We start from the raw sequence: 20,908 nt of genomic DNA, 5'->3' as shown, positions 1-20,908 counted from the left end.
ACATCGCTCATCATCACTTCGATACCATCAACATAAACCTGACGGCATGACCGGATGAATGTGTTACCCATGTCCCGTTACGGGTGTTACCCATGTCCCGAGTCCATACACAGCAGCAAAGAAAGTAGGTGCCGCCCCGCACAGGGGCAACACTAATAGACCGACACGATCACGGGATCCGGCGAAAGCCATGATCGTGTCACGCGCTTTCGCCAAGAAATTTCGCTAGAAAAAGAAAAAACACGCTCTAACCCACATCCGAAGCGTCGCGCAAATCGTCGAGGTCGCGTCCGCGCGTCTCGGGCGTGTAGTACGTCGTCACCACGCCGATCAGGCTCAAAATGGCGACATAGCTGGCAAGCGGAATCCACGCGAGAATGCGGCCTTCGCTGCCGCCCCAGTGCGCGGTCGCCCAGGCGATGATCGACGCGCCGATCAGCGGCGCAACGCCGCCCGCGATCACGGCGGACACCTCGCGCCCCACCGCGACGCCCGCATAGCGATGCTGTGCGCCGAACAGCTCGGGCAGCAGCGCGCCTTGCGTGGCGAACATGCCCCAGACGCCCGCGAGCGCGACGCACAGCATCGCGATGCTCGCCGCTGCGTTGCCCTGGCTCAGCACCCACCATGTCGGATAGGCCAGCAGCAGCTGATACAGCGCGAAGGCACGATAGACGGGTACGCGTCCGAAGCGATCGCTGAGCTTGCCGGTGAGCGGAATGATCACCGCGCCCGACACGCCCGCGAGCAGCAGCGCGATCGGCCCGATCGGTCCCTTGAGGCCGGTCGCGGTCGCCATGTAGCTGATCGCGAGCGACTGATAGATCGACGAGCCGCCGTTCTCCGCCATGCGCATGCCGATGACCTTGAGCAGCGTCGGCTTCGAATGCCTGATGAGATGCTTGAGCGGGCTGTCGTTGACCTGCTGCCGCGCTTCGAGCTTCGTGAACGACGGCGATTCCTTCAGCTTCAGCCGGATCCAGATCGCCACCGCGATGATCAGCACGCTCAACAGGAACGGCACGCGCCACAGCCAGCTTTGCGAGATATCCTCGACGCGCACCAGCGCGAAGTAGATCGCGGCGGCCATCACCGTGCCGAGCAGCACGCCCATGAAGGGCAGCGCGGCGAAGTAGCCGCGGCGCTTCGCGGGTGCGTACTCGGCCATCAGGACGGCGGCGCCTGCCTGTTCGGCGCCTGCGCCGAGACCTTGCAGCAGGCGGCAGCCGACGAGCAGCACCGGCGCCCAGATGCCCGCGCTCGCGTACGTCGGCAACAGGCCGATAAGCGTACTGGCGACGCCCATCAGCAGGATCGTCGCCATCAGCACGAACTTGCGGCCGTAACGGTCGCCGAGCGTGCCGAACACGATGCCGCCCACTGGCCGGATCGCGAAGCCGAGGAAGTACGCGCCGAAGCTCGCGATCAGACCGATGGCCGGATCGCTCGACGGGAAGAACAGCGGCCCGAAGATCAGCGCCGACGCAAGGTTATAGAGCGCGAAGTCGTAGTATTCGAGCGCGCTGCCGAGCGATGCGGCCCATGCGGCACGATACAGATCGCGCGTCGTGACCTCGTCACGGCTCTTGTTGACGTTGCCGTCGGTGTTGCGCGCGAGTCCGCCGTCGGCGGCCGCGATGGTTGCCTGATGCTTCATGATGTCTCTCTCCGTTCCTGCGACCTCTGAAGGAAGTTCCGTCCTCGTCTTCGCGCGAGATGCGGGACCGCCGGTGTTTTCCTGACTAGCCCACGCGGGCGATTTCGTCGAGCAGGGCGGCGCTCATCGCGTCCAGCGGCGCTGCCTTGCCCGTGTATAACTCCACCTGACCGCAGAACTGATGCAGCAGCATGCGCGTGCCGTCGACCACGCGGCAGCCGAGTTCAGCGGCATCGCGGATCAGCTTCGTGCGAACGGGGATGAAAGCTGCGTCCATCACGACGAGATGCGGCGCGAGCTGTCCGGCCCGCAATGGATTGACGTCCGGCGCGCGGAAACCGGCGGCGGTCGCGTTCACGACGATGTCGAACGCATGCGGATCGAAATCGCCCGGAGCGCCGCCGAACGCAAGACCGAAGTCGTCGGCGAGCGTGCGCCCGCGCGAGGCGGTGCGGTTGAACACCGTGATCCGGCCGCCGGCGCGGCGCACGCCCCACGCGATCGCGCGCGCCGCGCCGCCCGCGCCGAGCAGGGCGATGCGCCGGCCTTCGAGCGGCGTCGCCTCTTCGAGCGCGCGCACGGCGCCGACGCAGTCCGTGTTGTAGCCGGTGAGATGGCCGTCGCGGTTGTCGATGGTGTTGACCGCGCCGATCTCGCGGGCGGTTTCGTCGAGCGCATCGAGATGGGGAATCACCGCCTGCTTGTGCGGCATCGTCACGTTGAGTCCGCGAATGCCGAGCGTGCGCATCGCGTCGATCGCGCCGGCGGCGTCCTCCACGCCAAAGCTGACGAACGTGTAGTCCACACCGAGCGCCCGATAGGCCGCGTTGTGGACCTTGACGTTGAACGTGAACGGCTGCCCGGCGAGCGAGCCGCACAGGGATGGAATCGAATGGGGCATGGTCGGGACCGTCGGTTCAGTGCTTCGAGAGATCGAAGGCGGCGAAGGGCGCAACGCCGTCGAGCGCGCGCAGCAGGTTGTCGGTGGCGAGTTCGGCCATCGCGCGCCGCGTTTCGTGCGTCGCCGATCCGATGTGCGGGAGCGGCGTCACTTTCGGATGCGTGCGCAGCGGCGAATCCTGCGCGAGCGGCTCGACCGCGAATACATCGAGTCCGGCGGCGCGCAGATGACCGCTGTCGAGCGCGGCGAGCAGCGCGTCCTCGCGCACGATCGCGCCGCGCGAGCCATTCACGAAGATCGCGCCGGGCTTCATCGCGGCGAATGCCCGCGCGTCCATCATGCCGCGTGTGTCGTCCGACAGCGGCAGCGTCAGCGCGACGATGTCCGCGCGTGCAAGCACCTCGCCGAACGATGCGCGCTCGGCGTGGCCGGCGAGCGGCGCGGGAACCGGCGCGTCGAAGGGGTCGTGAAAGAGCACCGGCATGCCGAAACCGAGCGCCGCGCGCCGGGCCACCGCCTGGCCGATGCGCCCGAAGCCGAGCACGCCGAGGGTCTTGCCGTGCACGTCCCAGCCGAACAGGTCTTCGCCGATGTTGCGCGTCCAGTGGCCTTCGCGCACATGGTTCGACAGCTCGACGAGGCGGCGCGAGCTCGCGATGATCAGCGCGAAGACGGTGTCGGCGGTCGTCTCGGTGAGCACGCCGGGCGTGTGGCAGAGCGTGATGTCGCGTTGCCTGAGATGCGCGAGATCGTAGTTGTCGACGCCGACCGAAATGCTCGAAATCACCTTCAGCCGCGAGGCGTGCGCGAGTTCGTCCGCGCCGAGTCTGAAACTCGAACCGATGAGGCCGTCGGCGTTGCCGAGCGCCTCGCGAAAGCGCGGCAGTTCATCGGCGCGTCGCGGGTCGGCGACGGTCACGTCGTGTCGCGCCTGAATCCGCTCGAGCAGATCGTCCGGCAGTTTTCGAAAGACGACCACGTTCCTGCGTTCGGCGCTGGGCGTACGCATGCTGCTCTCCTGATGTTCGTTGGGTGAAAGACTGGCGCGTCAGCGCGGTGTCGTGCGCAGCGACGAAGGCCCGCCTGTCAGTGCAATGCGTCGTCCGATGTCGCGCAGATGGCCGCCGTTCACGGCGTAGAACGCGAGCTGCTTCTCGACGTTGAACTGCACGATCAGATACTTGCTGTCCGCCGTGAAGACGATGCCCTGCGCCGCCTCGCCGCCCGGCGCTTCGGCGACCTTCACCGCCTGGCCGTCGCGGATCGCGAACAGCAGCACCTTGCCGCGCGCGTGGCGTCCGGGGTTGTCCGGCGTCAGGTTGGAGCCGTCCATCGCCTGCACGCCGATCCATTTGCCGTCCGGCGAGATCGCCACACCTTCGGGCAGCGACGGCACCGTCACGTGCTGGACCGCGCGAAACGGCGTGCGTGAGACGTCGATGAGCGTCACGGTGTCCGCATCGCCCGCGAGTTTGCCGGCGTAGGCGGGCAGGCCGGCCAGCCCGACATCGCTGACGACGGCCCACTTGCCGTCGCCCGAGACGTCGATCGTGTAGGGTGCGACGCCGCTCGAAAGACGCGCGCCACTGTCGGTCACGCGGCCAGCGGCGATGTCGAGCACGGCGACGCCCTGTTCGTCGCGCAACGCGACGAGCGCATGCGCGCCGTCGTGCGTGAAGCTCACGCCGGCGAGCCGTTTCTGCGCGATCTTCAGCGTGTCGACGAGCGTCACGCGGTTGCCTTCGATGCCGAGCACCGCGACGCTGCCGTCCACGCACGCGACGAGCGCGAGCCGGCCGCTGCGATCGATGGCGACGCCCTGCGGATGGCTCGCGATATCGAGTCGCGTCACGGCGGGCGGCGTCGCCTGCAGGTCGATCACCTGGACGAAAGAATCCATCAGCAGCTTCTTCGCGTCACGGTCGTAACGCGTGGGCGCGCCGACCAGCGCGACGCTCGCATCGGGCGTGATGGCGACTGCCTGCGGCGGCCCCTGAATGCCGTTCTCGACTTCGACCTGCACCTTTACCCGTGGAGGAAGGTGGCTTGCATCGAGAAGCGTCAGCGTGTCCGGCGCGGGATTGTCCGGATACGTGTCGCGGCCCTCGACGCGCTGATACTTGCCGTCGTTGCCCGACACGATCCAGTCGGCGGCGTGCGCAGCGCACGCGGCGACGGCCATCGTCAGGCCGGCGAGCGCCTGGACGCGGCGGCTTCGGTTTGTCAGTGAATCAAACATGTCGTTGTCTCCTTTCGGCTCAGACCACGCTGGTCATTCCGCCATCGACGAAAAGCGTCTGGCCGTTCACGAAATCCGACGCCGCCGACGCGAGAAACACCGCTGCGCCGCACAGTTCCTGGACGCGGCCCCAGCGGCCCGCCGGCGTGCGCTTGCAGAGCCACTCCGAGAAAGCCGGATCGTCGACGAGGGCGCGGTTGAGATCGGTCTCGAAGTAGCCGGGTGCGATCGCGTTGGCCTGAATGCCGTGTCGCGCCCATTCCGCGCACATGCCTTTGGTCAGCATGCGAATGGCGCCTTTCGTGGCCGCGTAGGGCGCGATGCCCGGCCGCGCCAGCTCGCACTGCACCGATCCGATGTTGATGATCTTGCCGCGTCCGCGCGCCAGCATGTGCCGCGCGACGGCCTGCGAGACGTGGAACACGCCGTCGAGATTCACGCGCAGCAGGTCGCTCCAGTCGCGTTCGTCGAAGCTTTCGAGTGGCGCGCGGCGCTGGATGCCCGCATTGTTGATCAGAATGTCGATCGCGCCGGTGTCCTTTTCGACCCGTTCGATCGCCGGGCACACCTGCTCGCGGTCGGTCACGTCGAAAACGGCGAAGCCGGCGTCGTGGCCTTCGTCGCGCAGGCGTGCGGCGATCTCGGCCGCCTTTTGCTCATTGCGATCGTTGATGACGATCGAAGCGCCTGCGCCCGCGAGGCCTCGCGCGAGCGCCAGCCCAATGCCGCGCCCGGAACCGGTGATCAACGCACGTTTTCCGCGCAGGCTGAAGAGTTTGACTGTCTCGTCCATTATTTTGCGACCCATCCTGTGGTGGATGAGCTCTGTCTCCGAATGTGCCTAGTTCACCCGAAGAACCGCGGTTGCGCCAATAGTCTTTCATGACGTTGTTATCATGATTCGTGATGACGGGCTTCACGCGCCCGCGTACTGGGGGATTTCATGGAGCTAAAGCATCTGCGGGCGTTCGTCGCGCTTGCCGAGGAACTGCACTTCGGCAAGGCGGCGCAGCGCCTGTGCATCGTGCAGCCGGCACTCAGCATGCAGATCAAGGCGCTCGAAGAGGACCTGGGCGCGCGGCTGTTCGAACGCGACCGTCACAAGGTCGCCCTCAGCGCGACGGGTCGGTTGTTCTTGCCCGAGGCACGCGCGACGCTGCATCAGGCGGCGCGCGCGGAGCAGACCGCGCGGTTGTCGGCGCGAGGTGAAATCGGCACGTTGCGGATCGCGTTCGTGTCATCGGTTCTGCCGAAACTGCTGCCGGCGCTGATCCGCACGATGCATGCGCGCTATCCGCTCATCACGCTCGAACTGAAGGACATGCCGACGCCCAATCAGATCGCCGCGTTGCAGGACAATCAGCTCGACTTCGGTCTGATACGGCTGCCGGTGAGCGGAAGCGGCCTCGAAATCCGCGTGGTGCTCGAAGAACCCTTCGTCGTCGCGTTGCCGGAAGATCACGCGCTCGCCGAGCTGCCGCTGGTCCGGCCGCCGGATCTTCAGGGCTTTCCCGCGTTCGTGCTTGCGCGGCGTTATGCGCCGGGCTTCCATGACGACATGCTGGTTGCGTTGAAACGGGAAGGTGCGGTTCTGAACATCGCGCAGGAACTCGGCGAGTTCTCGACGATGCTCGCGCTGGTTTCGGCCGGTCTCGGCATCGGCGTGATTCCGGCGGCCGCCGCGACGGCATTGCCGCCGAAGGTCGTGGCGCGGCCGCTGCAGCTTCACGGCCATACGGCGGGCATCGGACTTGCCTATTTGCCGCCGGGCAATGCGCTCAAGCGCGCATTGCTTGATGTGATCGATGTTTGTGGCGGTGGTGCATGACGCTGGGGTGCTGTCGCTTGACTCAAGCACCCAGCAGCTTCGCCAACTCCAGCAACGTCCGATGCGCGCCGCCTTGCTCGACCGCATCCGCATACGTCGCGCGCACGGCGGTGGCGATCGCATCGGCCGCGTTGGTGTCACCGGCCATCGTCACGTAGTAGCCGAGATCCTTCAGCGCGTTCGACATGTGAAACGGCATACCCGTTGGATCGCCCTCCACGAGCGCCGGCCTCAACCGTTCCAGCGCCGCGCCGCCGCCGCCGCCTTTCGCGAGGACATCGACGAAAGTCCGTGCATCGACGCCCGCGCGCTTCGCGCACGCGGCCGCCTCGGAGATCAGCGCGATCGTCCCGAGCGACACGAAGTTGTGCAGCAGCTTCATGCTGTGTCCCGCGCCGAGGCCGCCGACGAGCGTCACGTTCTCCGCATACGTGCGCAACAACGGCTCGATGCGCGCGAACAATTCGGCTGAAGCGCCGACCAGCAGATTCAGCCGCCCTTCATGCGCCTCCTTTGCGGTACGCGTCATCGGCGCATCGACGAAAAGGCCGCCCGCTTCCTCCACGAGCGCCGCCATGCGCGCAGTCGATGCAGGCACGGCTGTCGAGCAGTCGATCACGATCGTTCCGGGCTGCAAGCCCGCGAGCACGCCATCGGGCGCGGTCAATACCGCTTCGACTTCCGGCGAACCCGTCACGCACAGAATGACGATGTCCGCTTCACGCGCAAGCGCCTCGCCATTCGCGACGGTCTTCACGCCGCCCGCGCGCAGTTCGTCGAGCGGCTGGTTGCCGGGATGCTCGACCACCGTCAGCGGATAACCATGCTTCATCACATTGCGTGCGATGCCGTGCCCCATCAGGCCGATACCGATCATGCCGATTCGCTGCTTCATGCTGTCTCTTCGTGTCGTCTTGTTGGTTGAAAAAGGCTCAGCGGTTCACGAGCCGCTTCGGCAGCGACATCGTCAGGACGATGCCGAGCGCGAGGCAGCCGACCATCGAGAAGATCGGCAGCGTCATGCCGCCCGACGCCTGCTTCAGAAAGCCGACCACGTATGGGCCGAAGAAGCCGCCGAGATTGCCGAACGCGCTGATCCATGCGATGCCGACCGCCGCCGCGGCCTGGCCGAGCACGGCCGTCGGCATGCTCCAGAAGAGCGGCGGAAACGACAGCAATCCCGCATTGGCGATGCACAGCGCGATCATGCCGAGCCACAGATTGTCATGCCAGAGCACCGACAGCGACAAGCCGACCGCGCCCATCAACAGCAGCGCGGCGACGTGCAGGCGCCGCTCGCCGCGCCGGTCCGCGCTGCGGCCGAACATCACCATCACGACGACCGCGACCGCGTTGGGCAGCGCCGCGAGCGCGCCGATCGCGAAGTCGCCGGAGATGCCCATCGACTTGATCATCGTCGGGGCCCAGAAGGTGTAGCCGTAGATGCCGAAGACATCGAGAAAATAGATCAGGCAGAACGCCCACACGAGCGCGCTGGAAAACAGGCCCTTGTGATTCGATTCGGCCGTCACCGCGCGATCTTCCGCGAGCACGCGTGACATAAACGCGCGATCGCTTTCGCTGTAGCGCGGGCTTTTCGTAACGTCGTCGTCGAGTCCTCTCCATGTGTAGACCGCCGCGAGAAACGCGGGCAATGCCTCGACGATGAAGATCCACTTCCAGCCCGGCAACTGCATGAGGCCGTCGAAGTACTGCATGATGAAGCCGGTCAACGGCGAGCCGATCAGACCCGCGAGCGCGAGCGCCGCATAGAACATGCTGAGGATGCGCGCCCGCCGGTTGCGCGGAAACGACTGGCCGATATAGAAAACGATCGCCGGAATGAAGCCCGCCTCCGCGACGCCGAGCAGGCAGCGCATCACGTAGAACTGCATCGGCGTGGAAACGAAGGCCGTCAGGCCGGAGACGATGCCCCACGACAGAATGATGCGCGTGATCCATCTGCGCGCGCCGACGCGTTGCAGGATCATGTTGCTCGGCACTTCGAAAACCACGTAGCCGAGAAAGAAGATGCCCGCGCCGAAGCCGAACACGGCGTCCGAAAAGCCGAGTTGCTGCGCCATCTGCAGCTTGGCGAAGCTCACGTTCACGCGATCGATATACGACGTGATGTACGCGAACATCAGAATCGGCAGGATCTGCAGCGCCAGGCGGCGGAAGATCCGGTCCTCCGTCGCGGCGTCGTGTGACGGGGCGGGCGATGCCGCGCCTTGGGGCATGCTGGTCGCATCGATTTCCACGTCTGTCTCCGTATATGTTTTTTTGCGTACCGACTCGCGCAGGACGCGGCGGGACAGAGGAAATGTAGCGGCTGCTGAGCGCGAGAGATATGCGAAATCGCTGAAGCGGGCTTTCGAATAGTTCGAACACGCGCGTCGCGACGTCAGGGTTTTCCAGTATCCCGCCGCGACGCGCCGATCGTGCCCGGATGCCATACTGCGCGGCATGATCTTTTACGGAGCGTCCGGTTTTGTTCGATCTCACGTCGCTGGCTCTTTTTCTGCGCGCAGTCGAAATGGGCAGTCTTTCGAAGGCGGCGCAGCAATCGCATATGTCGCTGTCGACTGCGAGCCGGCGCATCGCGCTGCTCGAACATCACTTTCGCGTCGGCCTGCTGAACCGCACGTCGGCGGGCGTCGAGCCGACGCCGGCGGGCGAAGCGCTCGCGCGTCACGCCACCGAACTGCTGCTCAAGACCGATGCGATCTACAGCGAACTCTCCGATTACACGAAAGGCTCGGTCGGCCGCGTACGCATCTTCGCCAATATCTCCGCGATCAGTCAGGACTTGCCCGATCATCTGCGCGCGTTCTCGCAGCGCTATCAGGACATCAAGCTGCATATCAGCGAATTGCGCAGCATGGACATTCTTCAGGCGTTGCGCGAAGGGCGCGCGGATGTCGGCGTGGTGACTTCGCAGGTCGGCATGGAGGGCATTCGCCTCGCGCCGTATTGCGCGGATCGCATCAGCGTCGTCGTGCCGGAGGATCATGTGCTGCAGGGCGAGCAGATCGAGTTCGCGGCGCTGCTCGAACACGATATCGTCGGGCTCGACGACAAAGCCGAAGTCACCCGCATGCTCGTGAAGGAAGCCGCGCTCGCGGGCCGCACGATCCGCTTTCGCGTGCAGGTGCAAAGCTTCGAGGCGATGTGCAGGCTGATCGCGGCCGGGCAGGGCATCGGCGTGTTGCCCGAAGGCGCGGTGCGGCTGTTTCGTGAGCCGATGCATCTGCGCTTCATCCGCCTGACCAATCCGTGGGCCGAGCGCGTGATGTCGGTCGGGATTCGCGCCGGCGCGGCGCCCTTGCCCGCGCGCAAGCTGTTCGATTTTCTGAGCGCCTTCGCGCCCGCATCGCTCGTCGCGCCGGGCGGCGAACGCTCCGCCGGCTGAACCCCTTGCGGATATTCGAAGACTCCTGTTCCCGGATTCGCACTTCCGCCGCGCCAGAGCGTCCGCTAGATTCCCTTCCTGTATGACGGGCAGTTCCACGTCGAATAACAGGAGACACAGCGCAATGGCAACAACGCATCACATCGCCGTCATTCCGGGCGACGGCATCGGCAAGGAAGTCATGGTCGAAGGCTTGCGCGTGCTGAAGGCCGCCGCCGCGCGCTACGACATCGCGCTCGATTTCGACGAATTCGCATCATGGTGCACCGAGCACTACGTGCAGCACGGCACGATGATGCCCGCCGACTGGGACCGGCAGATCGGCAAGCACGATGCGATCTTCTTCGGCGCGGTCGGCACGCCCGACGTCGTGCCGGACCACACGGCCGTGTGGGAATCGATCATCAGGATTCGCCGCGACTTCGACCAGTACGTGAACCTGCGCCCGGTGCGCCTGATGCCCGGCGTGCCGTCGCCGCTCGCGCACCGCAAACCCGGCGATATTGACTTTCTGGTCGTGCGCGAGAACACCGAAGGCGAATATTCATCGGTCGGCGGACGCATGTTCGAAGGCACCGAGCGCGAGTTCGCGACGCAGCAGTCCGTGTTCACGCGCACGGGCGTCGACCGCATTCTCGACTTCGCGTTCCAGCTCGCGCAGAGCCGCCCGAGGAAGCAACTGACCGCCGCGACCAAATCGAACGGTATCTCGATCACCATGCCGTACTGGGACGAACGGCTCGCGGAAGCGGCGAAGCGCTACCCGGACATCGAGACGCGCAAGTTTCACATCGACATTCTGTGCGCGCATTTCGTGCAGCATCCGGACCGTTTCGATGTCGTGGTCGCGTCCAATCTCTTCGGCGACATTCTTTCGGACCTCGGTCCCGCATGTACCGGCACCATCGGCATCGCGCCTTCGGCGAACCTGAATCCGGAGCGGCGCTTTCCGTCGCTCTTCAAGCCGGTGCATGGCTCGGCGCCGGATATCGCGGGTAAAGGCATCGCCAATCCGATCGGGCAGATCTGGTCGGCGGCGCTGATGCTGCAGCATCTCGGCTGTGGCGAGGCGCGCTACGAAGCGGCGGCGAAGACCATCGTCGCAGCCATCGAAAGCGTGCTCGAAAACGGCCCGCGCACGCCGGACATGGGCGGCACGGCGAACACCATCGAAGTCGGCACGGCGATCGCCGCGGCCGTCACGGAACACGCACTGATCACGGAGTAAGCATGGAATATCGTCACTTCATCGGCAACGCATGGCGCGCGGGCGACAACGGCGAATCGCTCGATGTCATCGACCCGAGCACGGGCGAGCCGTTCGCGGCGATCGCGCGTGGCAATGCCGCCGATATCGATGTCGCGGTGAGCGCCGCGCGCAGCGCGATGGGCGAAGCGCTCGACGGTCCGTGGGCGAAGCTCGCGCCGGTCGAGCGCGCCAATCTGCTGTTTGCGTATGCCGCCGCGGTGCTGCAACACGCCGACGAACTCGCGCAACTCGAAGCGCGCGACACCGGCAAGGCGCTCAAGACCGCGCGCACCGATGCCGCCGTGCTCGCGCGCTATCTGCAGTATTACGCGGGTTGCGTCGACAAGCTGCATGGCGAGACGCTGCCCTATACGACCGGCTTCACCGTGCTGACGGTGCGCGAGCCGATCGGCGTGACGGGGCACATCATTCCGTGGAATTACCCGATGCAGATCTACGGGCGCAGCGTCGGCGCATCGCTCGCAGCGGGCAATGCCTGCGTCGTGAAGCCCGCCGAGGACGCGAGCCTGTCGATCCTGCGTCTCGCTGAAATCGCCGCCGATATCGGTTTTCCTGCGGGCGCGATCAACGTCGTCACGGGTCTGGGCAGCGAGGCGGGCGCGGCGCTGTCGGCGAACGGAGGCATCGGCCATATCTCGTTCACCGGCTCGACCGCGACGGGCGCGCTGGTCGGACGCACGGCGGCGGAACGTCATTGCCCGAGCGTGCTCGAACTCGGCGGCAAGTCGCCGCAACTCGTGTTCGACGATGCCGATCTCGACGAAGCCTTGCCCGTGATTCTCAACGCCATCATTCAGAACGCCGGGCAGACGTGTTCAGCGGGCAGCCGTCTGCTGGTTCAGCGCGGCATCTACGAAACCGTGATCGAACGTCTGGCGCAACGTTTCGAAGCGCTGCGCTCCGGCCCGCCCGCGATGGACCTCGACACGGGCCCGCTCGTCAACGCGAAGCAGCAGGCGCGCGTGCGCAGCATGGTCGAGCAGGCGGAAGGCGAAGGCATTCGCGTGGCGGCGCGCGGCAAGATCGCGGTGGAAGCGTCGCGCAACGGCTTCTTCCACGAAGCGGTCTTGTTCCGCGATGTGCCGCCGCAAAGCCGCATCGCGCAGGAAGAAGTGTTCGGGCCGGTGCTCGCGGTGATGCCCTTCGATGACGAAGCCGAAGCCGTAAAGCTCGCCAACGGCACGAATTACGGCCTCGTCGCGGGCGTGTGGACGCGCGACGGTTCGCGCGGCCTGCGTCTCGCGCGCAAGCTTCAGGCGGGTCAGGTCTTCGTGAACAACTACGGCGCGGGCGGCGGCGTCGAGTTGCCGTTCGGCGGCGTGAAGGCGAGCGGGCATGGACGCGAGAAGGGCTTCGAAGCGCTGTATGGCTTCACGAGCCTGAAGACCATCGCGATCAGGCACGGCTGATGGCGACGCTCAACATCATCGGCGCCGGGCGCGTCGGCGCGACGCTCGGCAATCTGATCGTCGCGAACCGCGTGCTCGCTATCGGCGATGTATGCGACAGCGATGCCGCCCATGCGCGTGACGCGGTCGATTTCATCGGCGCGGGCCGCGCGCTCGACGATATCGCCGCGATGCAGCCCGCCGATATCTGGCTGCTGTCCGTGCCCGACATGCGTATCGCGGACGTGGCGCAGACGCTCGCGCGGAATCGCAAGGACGACGCGCCGTCAATTGCCGTGCATTGCAGCGGCGCGCTCGATACCGATACGCTCGCGCCCTTGCGCGCGATCGGCTGGAACGTCGCGAGCGCGCATCCGATGTTGAGCTTCGCCAATCCCGGCACGGCCGTGTTCCAGTTCGAAGGCACGCCGGTCGGACTCGAAGGCGACCGCGCCGCGCGTGCCGCGTGGAGCGAAATTCTCGCGGCCATCGGCGCGCGCTGCTTCGATATCGAACCGGGCAGCAAGGCGCTGTATCACGCGGCGGCGGTCGTCGCGTCGAACTTTCTGCCGATACTCGCGGCGATGTCCGTCGAGATGTGGCAGGCGGCGGGCATTCCGCAGCCGCTCATCGAAGACATGATGCATACGTTGTCGCGCAACGCGGCGGCCAATATCGTCGCGCTCGGGCCGAAGGATGCGTTGACCGGCCCCGCCGCGCGTGGCGACCGCGCGGTGGTCGAAGCGCAATCGCAGGCGATCGGCGAGTGGGACGCGGTATCGCGCGAAGCCTATGACGCACTCTCGACGCTCGCCACGCGACTCGCGCGCACCGGCAAAGTGCGCGACGCATGACGCATCCGCTCGATCACGCGCTGTCGATCGCCGATCTGCGCGAGCTTGCGCGTCGCGCGTTGCCGCGCTTCGTGTTCGAGTTCATCGACGGCGGTGCGGAAGACGAGATCACGCTCGCGGCGAATCGCGCGGCGTTCGAGCGTGTCGCGCTGGTGCCGCGCGTGCTCAACGACGTTTCTGCGCCCGATCTTTCGGCATCAATATTAGGCATCCGAAGCAATGCGCCATTGCTGATCGCGCCGATGGGTTCGTGCACGCTCGCGCGTCCCGGCGCGGATCTGTCGATCGCGAAGGCCGCCGCAGCACGCGGCATTCCCTACGTGCAATCGACGATGTCCACGACCGCGCTCGAAACGATCGCGCGCAACGTCGATGGCCGTTTGTGGTTCCAGCTCTACACGCTGAAGGACCGCGACTTCATGCGCAAGCTGATCGGGCGCGTGCGCGGCGCGGACTTCGAGGCGCTCGTCGTCACGGTCGATCTGGCTGTCGGCGGCAAGCGCGAGCGCGATCTGCGCAACGGCATCGCGATTCCGTTGAAGCCGCGTCTTTCACATGTGCTCGACGCGCTGCGTCATCCAAGCTGGACGATGCGCTACGCGCGCCACGGTTCGCCGCAATTCGAGAACGTGCGCGACCTCGATCCCGGCGAAGGCGCGGGACTCACGATCGCGCATAAAGTCGGCACGATGCTCGACGCCGCGTTCTCCTTCGACGATCTCGCACGCCTGCGCGATCAATGGGGCAGGCGGATCGTCGTGAAGGGCGTGCAGCATCCCGCCGATGCTGCGCGGCTCGCGTCGCTCGGCATCGACGCGCTCTGGATTTCGAATCACGGCGGGCGTCAGCTCGACGGCGCGCAGTCGAGCCTCGAATCACTGCATGCGGTGCGTCGCGCGCTCGGTTCCGGCGCGGAGCTGATCATCGATTCGGGCGTGCGGCGCGGCGTGGATATCGTGAAGGCGGTGGCGCTCGGCGCGCAGGCCGCGGCGATCGGGCGGCCGGCGCTGTTCGGCGCGGCCGTGGGCGGCGACGAAGGCGCGCTGCGCGCCGTCGATATCCTGCTCGACGAAGCGAAACGTGCGATGGTGCTGTGCGGCACGCCGAACGTCGACGCCATTCGCGCGAGTGACGTGATCGCTCGATCGCGGCCCATTGCCTTCGAAACATAGACTCAATGTTGCCCGAGGGATTGGGCGGCACGCCGCACGCCGATATCGTTGTCTCCACGCGGTCGCATCGGGCAAGACCGCTTCAAGATCCAGCAGACTGGAGACAATCAACATGGCGACCCCCACAGTCGCGCCGCTCACGTTTCAGCGCGCGCCCAACCTTCCTCGCAACTGCACGTTCGATCAGCACGATTGGGAAATCCTGAGCCAGTACTGGCATCCCGTCGCGTTCGCATCGGATATCGCGGACAAGCCGTTCAGAACGCAATTGCTCGATGAATCGCTCGTCGTGTTCCGCTCGCATGGCGCGCTCGTGGCCGCACGCGACGTGTGCCCGCATCGCGGCGCGCCGTTGAGTCAGGGCTGGGTCGAGAACGGCAATCTCGTGTGTCCGTATCACGGCCTTTCGTATGGCGCCGATGGCAAGTGCAACCACATTCCGTCGCAGGAAGGCGGGCCGATTCCGGATCGCCTGTGCCTGACGACCTACGCCGCGCAGGAAGCGTACGGCCTCGTCTGGGTTTCGCTCGGCGGCGGCGGGCAACCGTTGCCCGACTTTCCTGCGTGGAATACCGAAGGCTTCCAGCAGATCCTGCCGCCTTCCATCGACATCAAGGCATCGGCGGGACGTCAGACCGAAGGCTTCATCGATGTCGCGCACTTCGCGTGGATTCATCATCACAGCTTCGCGGACCGGGGCAATCCCGTCGTGCCGAGCTATACGGTCGAGCGGCGCGGCAACGGCATGCGCGCGGAGTACGTCAGCACCGTGAGCAACTTCCCGAAGTCGATGCAGCATCGCGCGCCCGAAGGCTTTCTGTGGCGGCGCGTGTTCGAAGTCGATGTGCCGTTCTTCGCGCGTCTCACCGTGCAGTTTCCCGAAGGCGGACGTCTCGCGATCCTCAACGCGGCAAGCCCGGTTTCCGCGCGCCTCACGCGCCTGTTCGTGCCGATCGCGCGCAACTTCGACAAGGACCTGCCGCTCGACGATGTCTACGCGTTCAACCGGCAGGTGTTCGAAGAAGACCGCGCGATCGTCGAGCTGCAATGCCCCGAAGACTTGCCGATCGATCGTGCCGCCGAAGCGCCGATTCTCGCCGATCGCTCGTCGGGTGCGTATCGCCGCGCGCTCGCCGAGATCGGGCTGGGCCAGCATTACGTCCGCTGAAACGCATACGGAGCACATCATCATGAAGATCTGGGAATGCGTGATTTGCGGCTTTCGTTACGAGGAATCGCAAGGCTTGCCCGAAGCGGGCATCGCGGCGGGCACGCGCTGGGAAGACGTGCCCGATGACTGGCTATGCCCCGATTGCGGCACCGGCAAGCAGGATTTCGACATGCAGGTGGTGACAGCATGAGCACTGATATCGAGGATCGCGTGGTCATCGTCGGCACGGGCATGGCCGGTTATACGGTCGCGCGCGAGTTGCGCAAGCTCGACAAGAATGTGCCCATCGTGCTCATCAGCGAGGATGCCGGCGATTTCTATTCGAAGCCGACGCTGTCCAACGCGCTCGCGATGAAGAAAGCCCCGCACGAACTCGTCACGTTCGACGCCGGCGCGATGCGTGCGCAACTGAACGCGGGCATCATCGCGCATCGGAAAGTGGAGCGCATCGCGGTCGATGCGCATGAGGTGATCATCAACGGCGCGCCGCTTCGTTTCGCGAAGCTCGTGCTCGCGCTGGGCGCGGATGCGCGCCGCATTCCGCTTTCGGGTAGCGGCGCGGCCGACGTGCTTTCGGTGAACAGCCTCGATGATTACGTGCGGTTCAGGGCGCGCATCGAAGGCGCGAAATCGATCGCGTTGCTCGGCGCGGGACTGATCGGCTGCGAGTTCGCCAACGATCTCGCGCTCGCGGGTTATGACGTGACGCTGATCGATCCCGCCGCCACGCCGCTATCGCGATTGCTTCCCGAACTGGCGGGCGATGCGTTCGCGCGCGCGCTGGATCGTCATGGCATTCGCATGCGGCTGGGGCAATCGGTTGCATCTGTCGACAGGCGTGAAGCGGGCTATGACGTCACGCTGAACAATGGCGAAGTCATCGGCGCGGATGTGGTGTTATCGGCGATCGGTCTTGCGCCGCGCACGGCATTGGCGGCGCAGGCGGGACTGGATATCGACATCGGCATTCGCACCGACGCGTGGTGCCGGACCAGCGCGCCCGATATCTACGCATTGGGTGATTGCGCCGCGATCGAAGGCAAGGTGCAGCCGTATGTCCTGCCGATCATGCATGCGGCGCGCGCGCTCGCACGCACGCTCGCCGGCGAGCCGACGCGCGTCGATTTTCCCGTCATGCCGGTCACGGTGAAATCGCCCGCGGCGCCGACGGTCGTCGTGCCGCCGAACGAGACCGGCACATGGCGTTTCGCTCCGGCAAGCGACGATCCGCACGACGGTCTCTCCGCGCTGTGCGAACACGCCGACGACAAGCGCGCGCTCGGCTTCGCTCTGCTCGGCGCGGCGACGCAAGGCAAGGCCGCGCTCATCAAGGCAATGGCGGCGGGGTCCTTCTGAACCGGTCAAACAACGATAACGACGCAGCTTGCATCTGACCGACCAGCGTCGCGTTCGACGATGACGCCATGAGAACCTGTCGCGTAGCATCATCGGATGAACGCATTGACGCCGCGCTTCGCACGCGGCGTCTTTTTGTTTTCAGGCGATGTCGCTTATGAGCGTGCGCGAAACGGTCGTGACGAGCTTGCGCAGCCAGCGCGTCGCGGCGCTGCGATGCGTTCTCTCGTGCCACAACTGATAGTAGGTCAGTGCGTTGGTCGCGCCGGGAATCGGCTCGATGCGCAATGGCAGAATGCGCGCATAGTGCGACGCGAGCGCGCGCGTTGTCGTGAAGAGCAGATCGGAGCGCACGAGCACGTACGGCGCCATGCCGAAGTAAGGCAGTGTGGTCGTCACGGTGCGCGTGAGGCCGTTACGCGCGAGTTCCGTGTCGATGGTGCCCCATGCCGTCGTGTTATAGGTCGTGACGGAAAGATGCTCGGCGCTTTCGTACGCATCGCGCGTGAGTTCGCCGACGCCGACGGGATGATCCGCGCGCATCAGACACACGAGTTCGTCCTTGCACAGCGGCTGCAGATGCAGATGCTCCGGCGGCGTTCGCCAGTTGCCGATGACGAGATCGAGCAGACCCGTTTCGAGGCCGTTCTCGTAGCCGCCGTCCACCATCATCAGATGCTTGAATTCGAGTTTCGCGAGCGGCGCGGCCTGATGAAACGCATCGATGACGGCGGGCACGAAGAACACATCGAGATAATCCGGCGAGCCGATGCGAAACGTGCGCGTGCTCACGACGGGATCGAAGGTGGTGTTCGGATGCAGGATCGCATCGATGTTGCTGAGCGCCTGTGCGGCGGGCTCGATCAGCGTGAGCGCGTGGCTCGTCGGCACCATGCGGCTGCCGCTGCGCACCAGCAAGGGGTCGCCGGTGATTTCACGCAGGCGGCGCAATGCGATGCTCACCGTGGGCTGCGATTGTCCGAGCAGACTGGCTGCGCGCGACACGCTCGACTCGGTAAGGAGCGTATGCAGCACACGAATCATGTGCGAGTCGATGCTTTCCCTGGACATCGTGCGGCTTGACCTCTGGCGTGGGGGGCATCTTATGTTCGTCGTGGCCCTGTGTCGTCGCAATATACGGACGGATATTGCGATGGTCAACGCAGGGCCACTACCGATGCCGCCGCCGAAGCCTTGTGCCGCCTGATTCATGCACGCGCGATTATGGTGAAAATGGTCGCGCTGTTATGTGCAACCGATCAGACCACGAAGTCCGTCGAAGCCGACAACTCGCGCCAGCTTTCCGTTTCCGCCGCGACATACGCGTTCTTTTCCGCGATCGCCTTCAGCGTGTCGGTGCCGAGCGCGAGGCGCAGTGGCGGCGTTTGTGCGTCGGCGAGCGTGAGGAGCGCGGTCGCGAGCTTCGCGGGATCGCCCGGCTGATTGTGATTCATGCCGACAGCGAAGCGCCGCACGTTGCCCGAGGTCGCATCGTAGTCGTCGATGATGTCCTTGCCGACGAGAAGCGACGACGCATCCAGAAAGTCCGTGCGGAAGTAGCCCGGCTCGACGACGGTCGCATGAATGCCGAGCGGTTCGAGTTCCGCATGCATCGCCTCGGTGATGCCCTCGACCGCGAACTTCGTCGCGCAATAGACGCCGAAGCCCGCTGCCGAGCGATAACCGCCGATCGACGACATGTTCACGACGTGCCCGCTCTTCTGCTTGCGCATGACGGGCAGCACGGCGCGCGTCACGTTGAGCAGGCCGAAGACGTTGGTGTCGAACATGCGGCGCACGTCGGCGTCGCTCGATTCCTCGACGGCCGCGAGCAGCCCGAAGCCCGCGTTGTTGACCAGCACGTCGATGCGGCCGAACTTCGCGATGGCGGCGTCGACGGCGGCCTTCGCTTGCGCTTCGTTCGTGACGTCGAGCGCGACCGGCAGCAGCGCGGGCGAGTCGCCCAGACGCTCGACGATCGCCTCGACATTGCGGCCCGCGGCGACGACCGCGTTGCCGTCGTCCAGCGCCGCCTGTGCGATCAATGCGCCCAGGCCGCGCGATGCGCCCGTGATGAACCAGACGCGCTTGTATTGCTGTTGAGTGGCGTTGCTCATGATGTGCTCCGTTTGTGTCGGTGGTGAACGTGACACGAAGCATAGGCCGTCCGATTCGCACGAACTAGCCGTCAAACGCTAGACTGATAATCAACTTTAATTTGCGAATCGAGGCGCTCCATGAACGAGGTCCGCGCGATTTCGATCTTCGTGCGCGCCGCCACGCTCGGCAATCTGCGGCGTGCGGCCATTGATCAGGGGATTTCTCCGCAGGCCGCGAGTCACGCGGTGATGCAGCTCGAAAAGGAGCTTGGCGTGCGGCTCTTTCATCGCACGACGCGTAAGCTCTCCCTGACCGAAGAAGGGCAAAGGCTCCTGCAGAATGTCGAGCCGGCGCTCGCGCTGCTCGCATCGGCGCTTGCGGATGCGCGCAGCGCGAAAGAGCAGATCGCCGGTCCGCTGCGCATCAGCGCGCCAAAAGCGCTCGGTCGTGCGCTTTGGCCATCGGTGCTCGAGTTCGCCGCGCTGTATCCCGATGTCGCGCTGGATGTGCGTTTCGACGATCATTTCACCGATCTCGTCGAGGAACGCGCCGATGTCGGATTGCGTGGCGGCTCGCCGCCCGCCGGCGGCGCGATCGCGCGGCGGCTCGCGCCGATCCAACTGATCGTGTGCGCGTCGCCCGCGTATATCGAACGGCATGGCGCGCCGCGTACCGTCGAGGCGCTCTCGTCGCACCGCTGCACCGGATATCGCCGCGCGAATACCGGCAAGCAGGCGCCGTGGGAATTCATGATCGGCGATGAGATCGTCTATCGCGAGATCGCCGCGACGCTCTGCGCCAACGATATCGATGCGGAAGCCGATGCCGTGCTGGCCGGTCTCGCGATCGGTCAGCTGGGGAGTTTTTCGGCGGTCGGGCATATCCGCGCGGGGCGGCTCGTGCCATTGCTCGCGCGGCATCTGACTCAGCGCGAATCGATCTACATCTACTATCGGCATCGGACCGAGCAGCCGCTGCGCGTGCGAACGTTCATTGACTTCATGATCGGGAAGCTCGCGGATAACGGCGATCTGTTTCTGTCGGCTGCGGAATTGCGCGCGTTCGCGAAATGAATGGCACGATTCCCTGCGCTATGGCGCAGCGCCGACTAGAATGCTTCGGGGCGCCATGTCCCGGCCGACATTCACCAAACTGGAGCAAGCGATGAAGACGATCAATATGCTCAAACTCGCAGCCGTCGCATTGACGGTTTTCTCATCCGTCGCCGCATGGTCGCAAACGAGCGATGCGGCTGCGACTCCGTCCACCACGCCATCGGCAAGTTCGGGTACCTCGAAATCGTCGCTGCGCAAGGCCAACCGCGCGCTCAGCAAGAAGGTGTCTCAGGCGCTGCAGAAGGGCGGTATCGATACCGTGGGCATCAACGTGATCGCGAAGAACGGCGCCATCACGCTCGCGGGCCATGCCGCGGACGGCACGCAGATCGACAAGGCCGCTTCGATCGCGAAGGGCGTGAGTGGCGTCACGTCCGTGAAGAACGTACTGACGATTCAGGAAGGCGGTCAATAACGCACGGACGGCGCGCGCCGCGATGGCGGG

The 20,908-nt window shown here is 65.4% G+C and carries 19 protein-coding genes and 1 pseudogene; 11 read left to right on the top strand and 9 right to left on the bottom strand.

The annotated features are described in order from the left end of the window. Nucleotides 1-247: 247 nt before the first annotated feature. From AWB80_RS28470 to AWB80_RS28450, 5 genes are all read right to left on the bottom strand, one after another. Complete coding sequence (locus AWB80_RS28470; protein ID WP_061178014.1) at nucleotides 248-1,657, bottom strand: MFS transporter; 1,410 nt, start codon at nucleotides 1,655-1,657, stop codon at nucleotides 248-250. An 85-nt stretch (nucleotides 1,658-1,742) separates the two neighbouring features. After that, on the bottom strand, nucleotides 1,743-2,558 hold the full coding sequence (aroE, locus tag AWB80_RS28465; protein WP_061178013.1) for a shikimate dehydrogenase: 816 nt from the start codon (nucleotides 2,556-2,558) through the stop codon (nucleotides 1,743-1,745). Between the two features lie 16 nt (nucleotides 2,559-2,574). Beyond that, a complete protein-coding gene (locus AWB80_RS28460; RefSeq protein ID WP_061178012.1) occupies nucleotides 2,575-3,567 on the bottom strand; it encodes a 2-hydroxyacid dehydrogenase in 993 nt (330 codons plus the stop codon). Between the two features lie 39 nt (nucleotides 3,568-3,606). Continuing rightward, on the bottom strand, nucleotides 3,607-4,797 hold the full coding sequence (locus AWB80_RS28455; protein ID WP_061178011.1) for a YncE family protein: 1,191 nt from the start codon (nucleotides 4,795-4,797) through the stop codon (nucleotides 3,607-3,609). A gap of 19 nt (nucleotides 4,798-4,816) precedes the next feature. Further along, entirely contained in the window at nucleotides 4,817-5,590 is a 774-nt protein-coding gene (locus tag AWB80_RS28450) for a glucose 1-dehydrogenase (protein WP_061178010.1), read from the bottom strand. Between the two features lie 150 nt (nucleotides 5,591-5,740). Between AWB80_RS28450 and AWB80_RS28445 the strand changes: the two genes are divergently transcribed. Beyond that, nucleotides 5,741-6,625: a LysR substrate-binding domain-containing protein gene (locus AWB80_RS28445; RefSeq protein ID WP_061178009.1), complete on the top strand. Its 885-nt coding sequence runs from the start codon at nucleotides 5,741-5,743 to the stop codon at nucleotides 6,623-6,625. 22 nt (nucleotides 6,626-6,647) lie between these two features. On the opposite strand, the pseudogene AWB80_RS28440 reads toward AWB80_RS28445, so the two are convergent. Together AWB80_RS28440 and AWB80_RS28435 are read right to left on the bottom strand one after the other, a co-directional pair. Further along, nucleotides 6,648-7,532 (bottom strand): annotated as a pseudogene (locus AWB80_RS28440) (NAD(P)-dependent oxidoreductase); the annotation flags it as partial. Nucleotides 7,533-7,557: 25 nt separating this feature from the next. Beyond that, entirely contained in the window at nucleotides 7,558-8,886 is a 1,329-nt protein-coding gene (locus tag AWB80_RS28435; protein ID WP_061178027.1) for an MFS transporter, read from the bottom strand. 230 nt (nucleotides 8,887-9,116) lie between these two features. Between AWB80_RS28435 and AWB80_RS28430 the strand changes: the two genes are divergently transcribed. From AWB80_RS28430 to AWB80_RS28395, 8 genes are all read left to right on the top strand, one after another. After that, on the top strand, nucleotides 9,117-10,037 hold the full coding sequence (locus AWB80_RS28430; protein WP_061178007.1) for a LysR family transcriptional regulator: 921 nt from the start codon (nucleotides 9,117-9,119) through the stop codon (nucleotides 10,035-10,037). 124 nt (nucleotides 10,038-10,161) lie between these two features. Continuing rightward, nucleotides 10,162-11,265, top strand: coding sequence for a tartrate dehydrogenase (locus AWB80_RS28425; protein WP_061178006.1), 1,104 nt, complete (start codon nucleotides 10,162-10,164; stop codon nucleotides 11,263-11,265). Between the two features lie 2 nt (nucleotides 11,266-11,267). Beyond that, nucleotides 11,268-12,716: an aldehyde dehydrogenase family protein gene (locus AWB80_RS28420; protein ID WP_061178005.1), complete on the top strand. Its 1,449-nt coding sequence runs from the start codon at nucleotides 11,268-11,270 to the stop codon at nucleotides 12,714-12,716. Beyond that, on the top strand, nucleotides 12,716-13,549 hold the full coding sequence (locus AWB80_RS28415; protein WP_061178004.1) for a Rossmann-like and DUF2520 domain-containing protein: 834 nt from the start codon (nucleotides 12,716-12,718) through the stop codon (nucleotides 13,547-13,549). The genes AWB80_RS28420 and AWB80_RS28415 overlap by 1 nt, the downstream gene beginning before the upstream one ends. Continuing rightward, nucleotides 13,546-14,721, top strand: coding sequence for an alpha-hydroxy acid oxidase (locus tag AWB80_RS28410; RefSeq protein ID WP_061178003.1), 1,176 nt, complete (start codon nucleotides 13,546-13,548; stop codon nucleotides 14,719-14,721). Before AWB80_RS28415 ends, AWB80_RS28410 begins: the two co-directional genes overlap by 4 nt. A gap of 112 nt (nucleotides 14,722-14,833) precedes the next feature. Then, nucleotides 14,834-15,889, top strand: a complete 1,056-nt coding sequence (locus AWB80_RS28405) for an aromatic ring-hydroxylating oxygenase subunit alpha (protein WP_061178002.1) — start codon at nucleotides 14,834-14,836, stop codon at nucleotides 15,887-15,889. 22 nt (nucleotides 15,890-15,911) lie between these two features. Continuing rightward, nucleotides 15,912-16,082 carry a rubredoxin gene (locus tag AWB80_RS28400; protein WP_061178001.1) on the top strand — a complete coding sequence of 57 codons (171 nt, stop codon included), beginning with the start codon at nucleotides 15,912-15,914 and terminating at the stop codon, nucleotides 16,080-16,082. Then, nucleotides 16,079-17,248: an NAD(P)/FAD-dependent oxidoreductase gene (locus tag AWB80_RS28395; RefSeq protein WP_061178000.1), complete on the top strand. Its 1,170-nt coding sequence runs from the start codon at nucleotides 16,079-16,081 to the stop codon at nucleotides 17,246-17,248. Before AWB80_RS28400 ends, AWB80_RS28395 begins: the two co-directional genes overlap by 4 nt. 141 nt (nucleotides 17,249-17,389) lie before the next feature. On the opposite strand, the gene AWB80_RS28390 is transcribed toward AWB80_RS28395, so the two are convergent. Both AWB80_RS28390 and AWB80_RS28385 read right to left on the bottom strand, forming a co-directional pair. Continuing rightward, nucleotides 17,390-18,319, bottom strand: coding sequence for a LysR family transcriptional regulator (locus tag AWB80_RS28390; protein WP_061177999.1), 930 nt, complete (start codon nucleotides 18,317-18,319; stop codon nucleotides 17,390-17,392). Nucleotides 18,320-18,507: 188 nt separating this feature from the next. Further along, nucleotides 18,508-19,365 carry an oxidoreductase gene (locus tag AWB80_RS28385; protein WP_061177998.1) on the bottom strand — a complete coding sequence of 286 codons (858 nt, stop codon included), beginning with the start codon at nucleotides 19,363-19,365 and terminating at the stop codon, nucleotides 18,508-18,510. 120 nt (nucleotides 19,366-19,485) lie between these two features. Between AWB80_RS28385 and AWB80_RS28380 the strand changes: the two genes are divergently transcribed. Next, nucleotides 19,486-20,421, top strand: coding sequence for a LysR family transcriptional regulator (locus tag AWB80_RS28380; protein WP_061177997.1), 936 nt, complete (start codon nucleotides 19,486-19,488; stop codon nucleotides 20,419-20,421). Nucleotides 20,422-20,512: 91 nt separating this feature from the next. Further along, a complete protein-coding gene (locus AWB80_RS28375) occupies nucleotides 20,513-20,878 on the top strand; it encodes a BON domain-containing protein (RefSeq protein ID WP_061177996.1) in 366 nt (121 codons plus the stop codon). Nucleotides 20,879-20,908: the final 30 nt, after the last annotated feature.

Source organism: Caballeronia pedi (assembly GCF_001544915.2).
Classification (GTDB): Bacteria; Pseudomonadota; Gammaproteobacteria; order Burkholderiales; family Burkholderiaceae; genus Caballeronia; species Caballeronia pedi.
The sequence above is the reverse complement of the archived record's forward strand: the minus strand, read 5'-3'. Positions and strand labels throughout refer to the sequence as shown.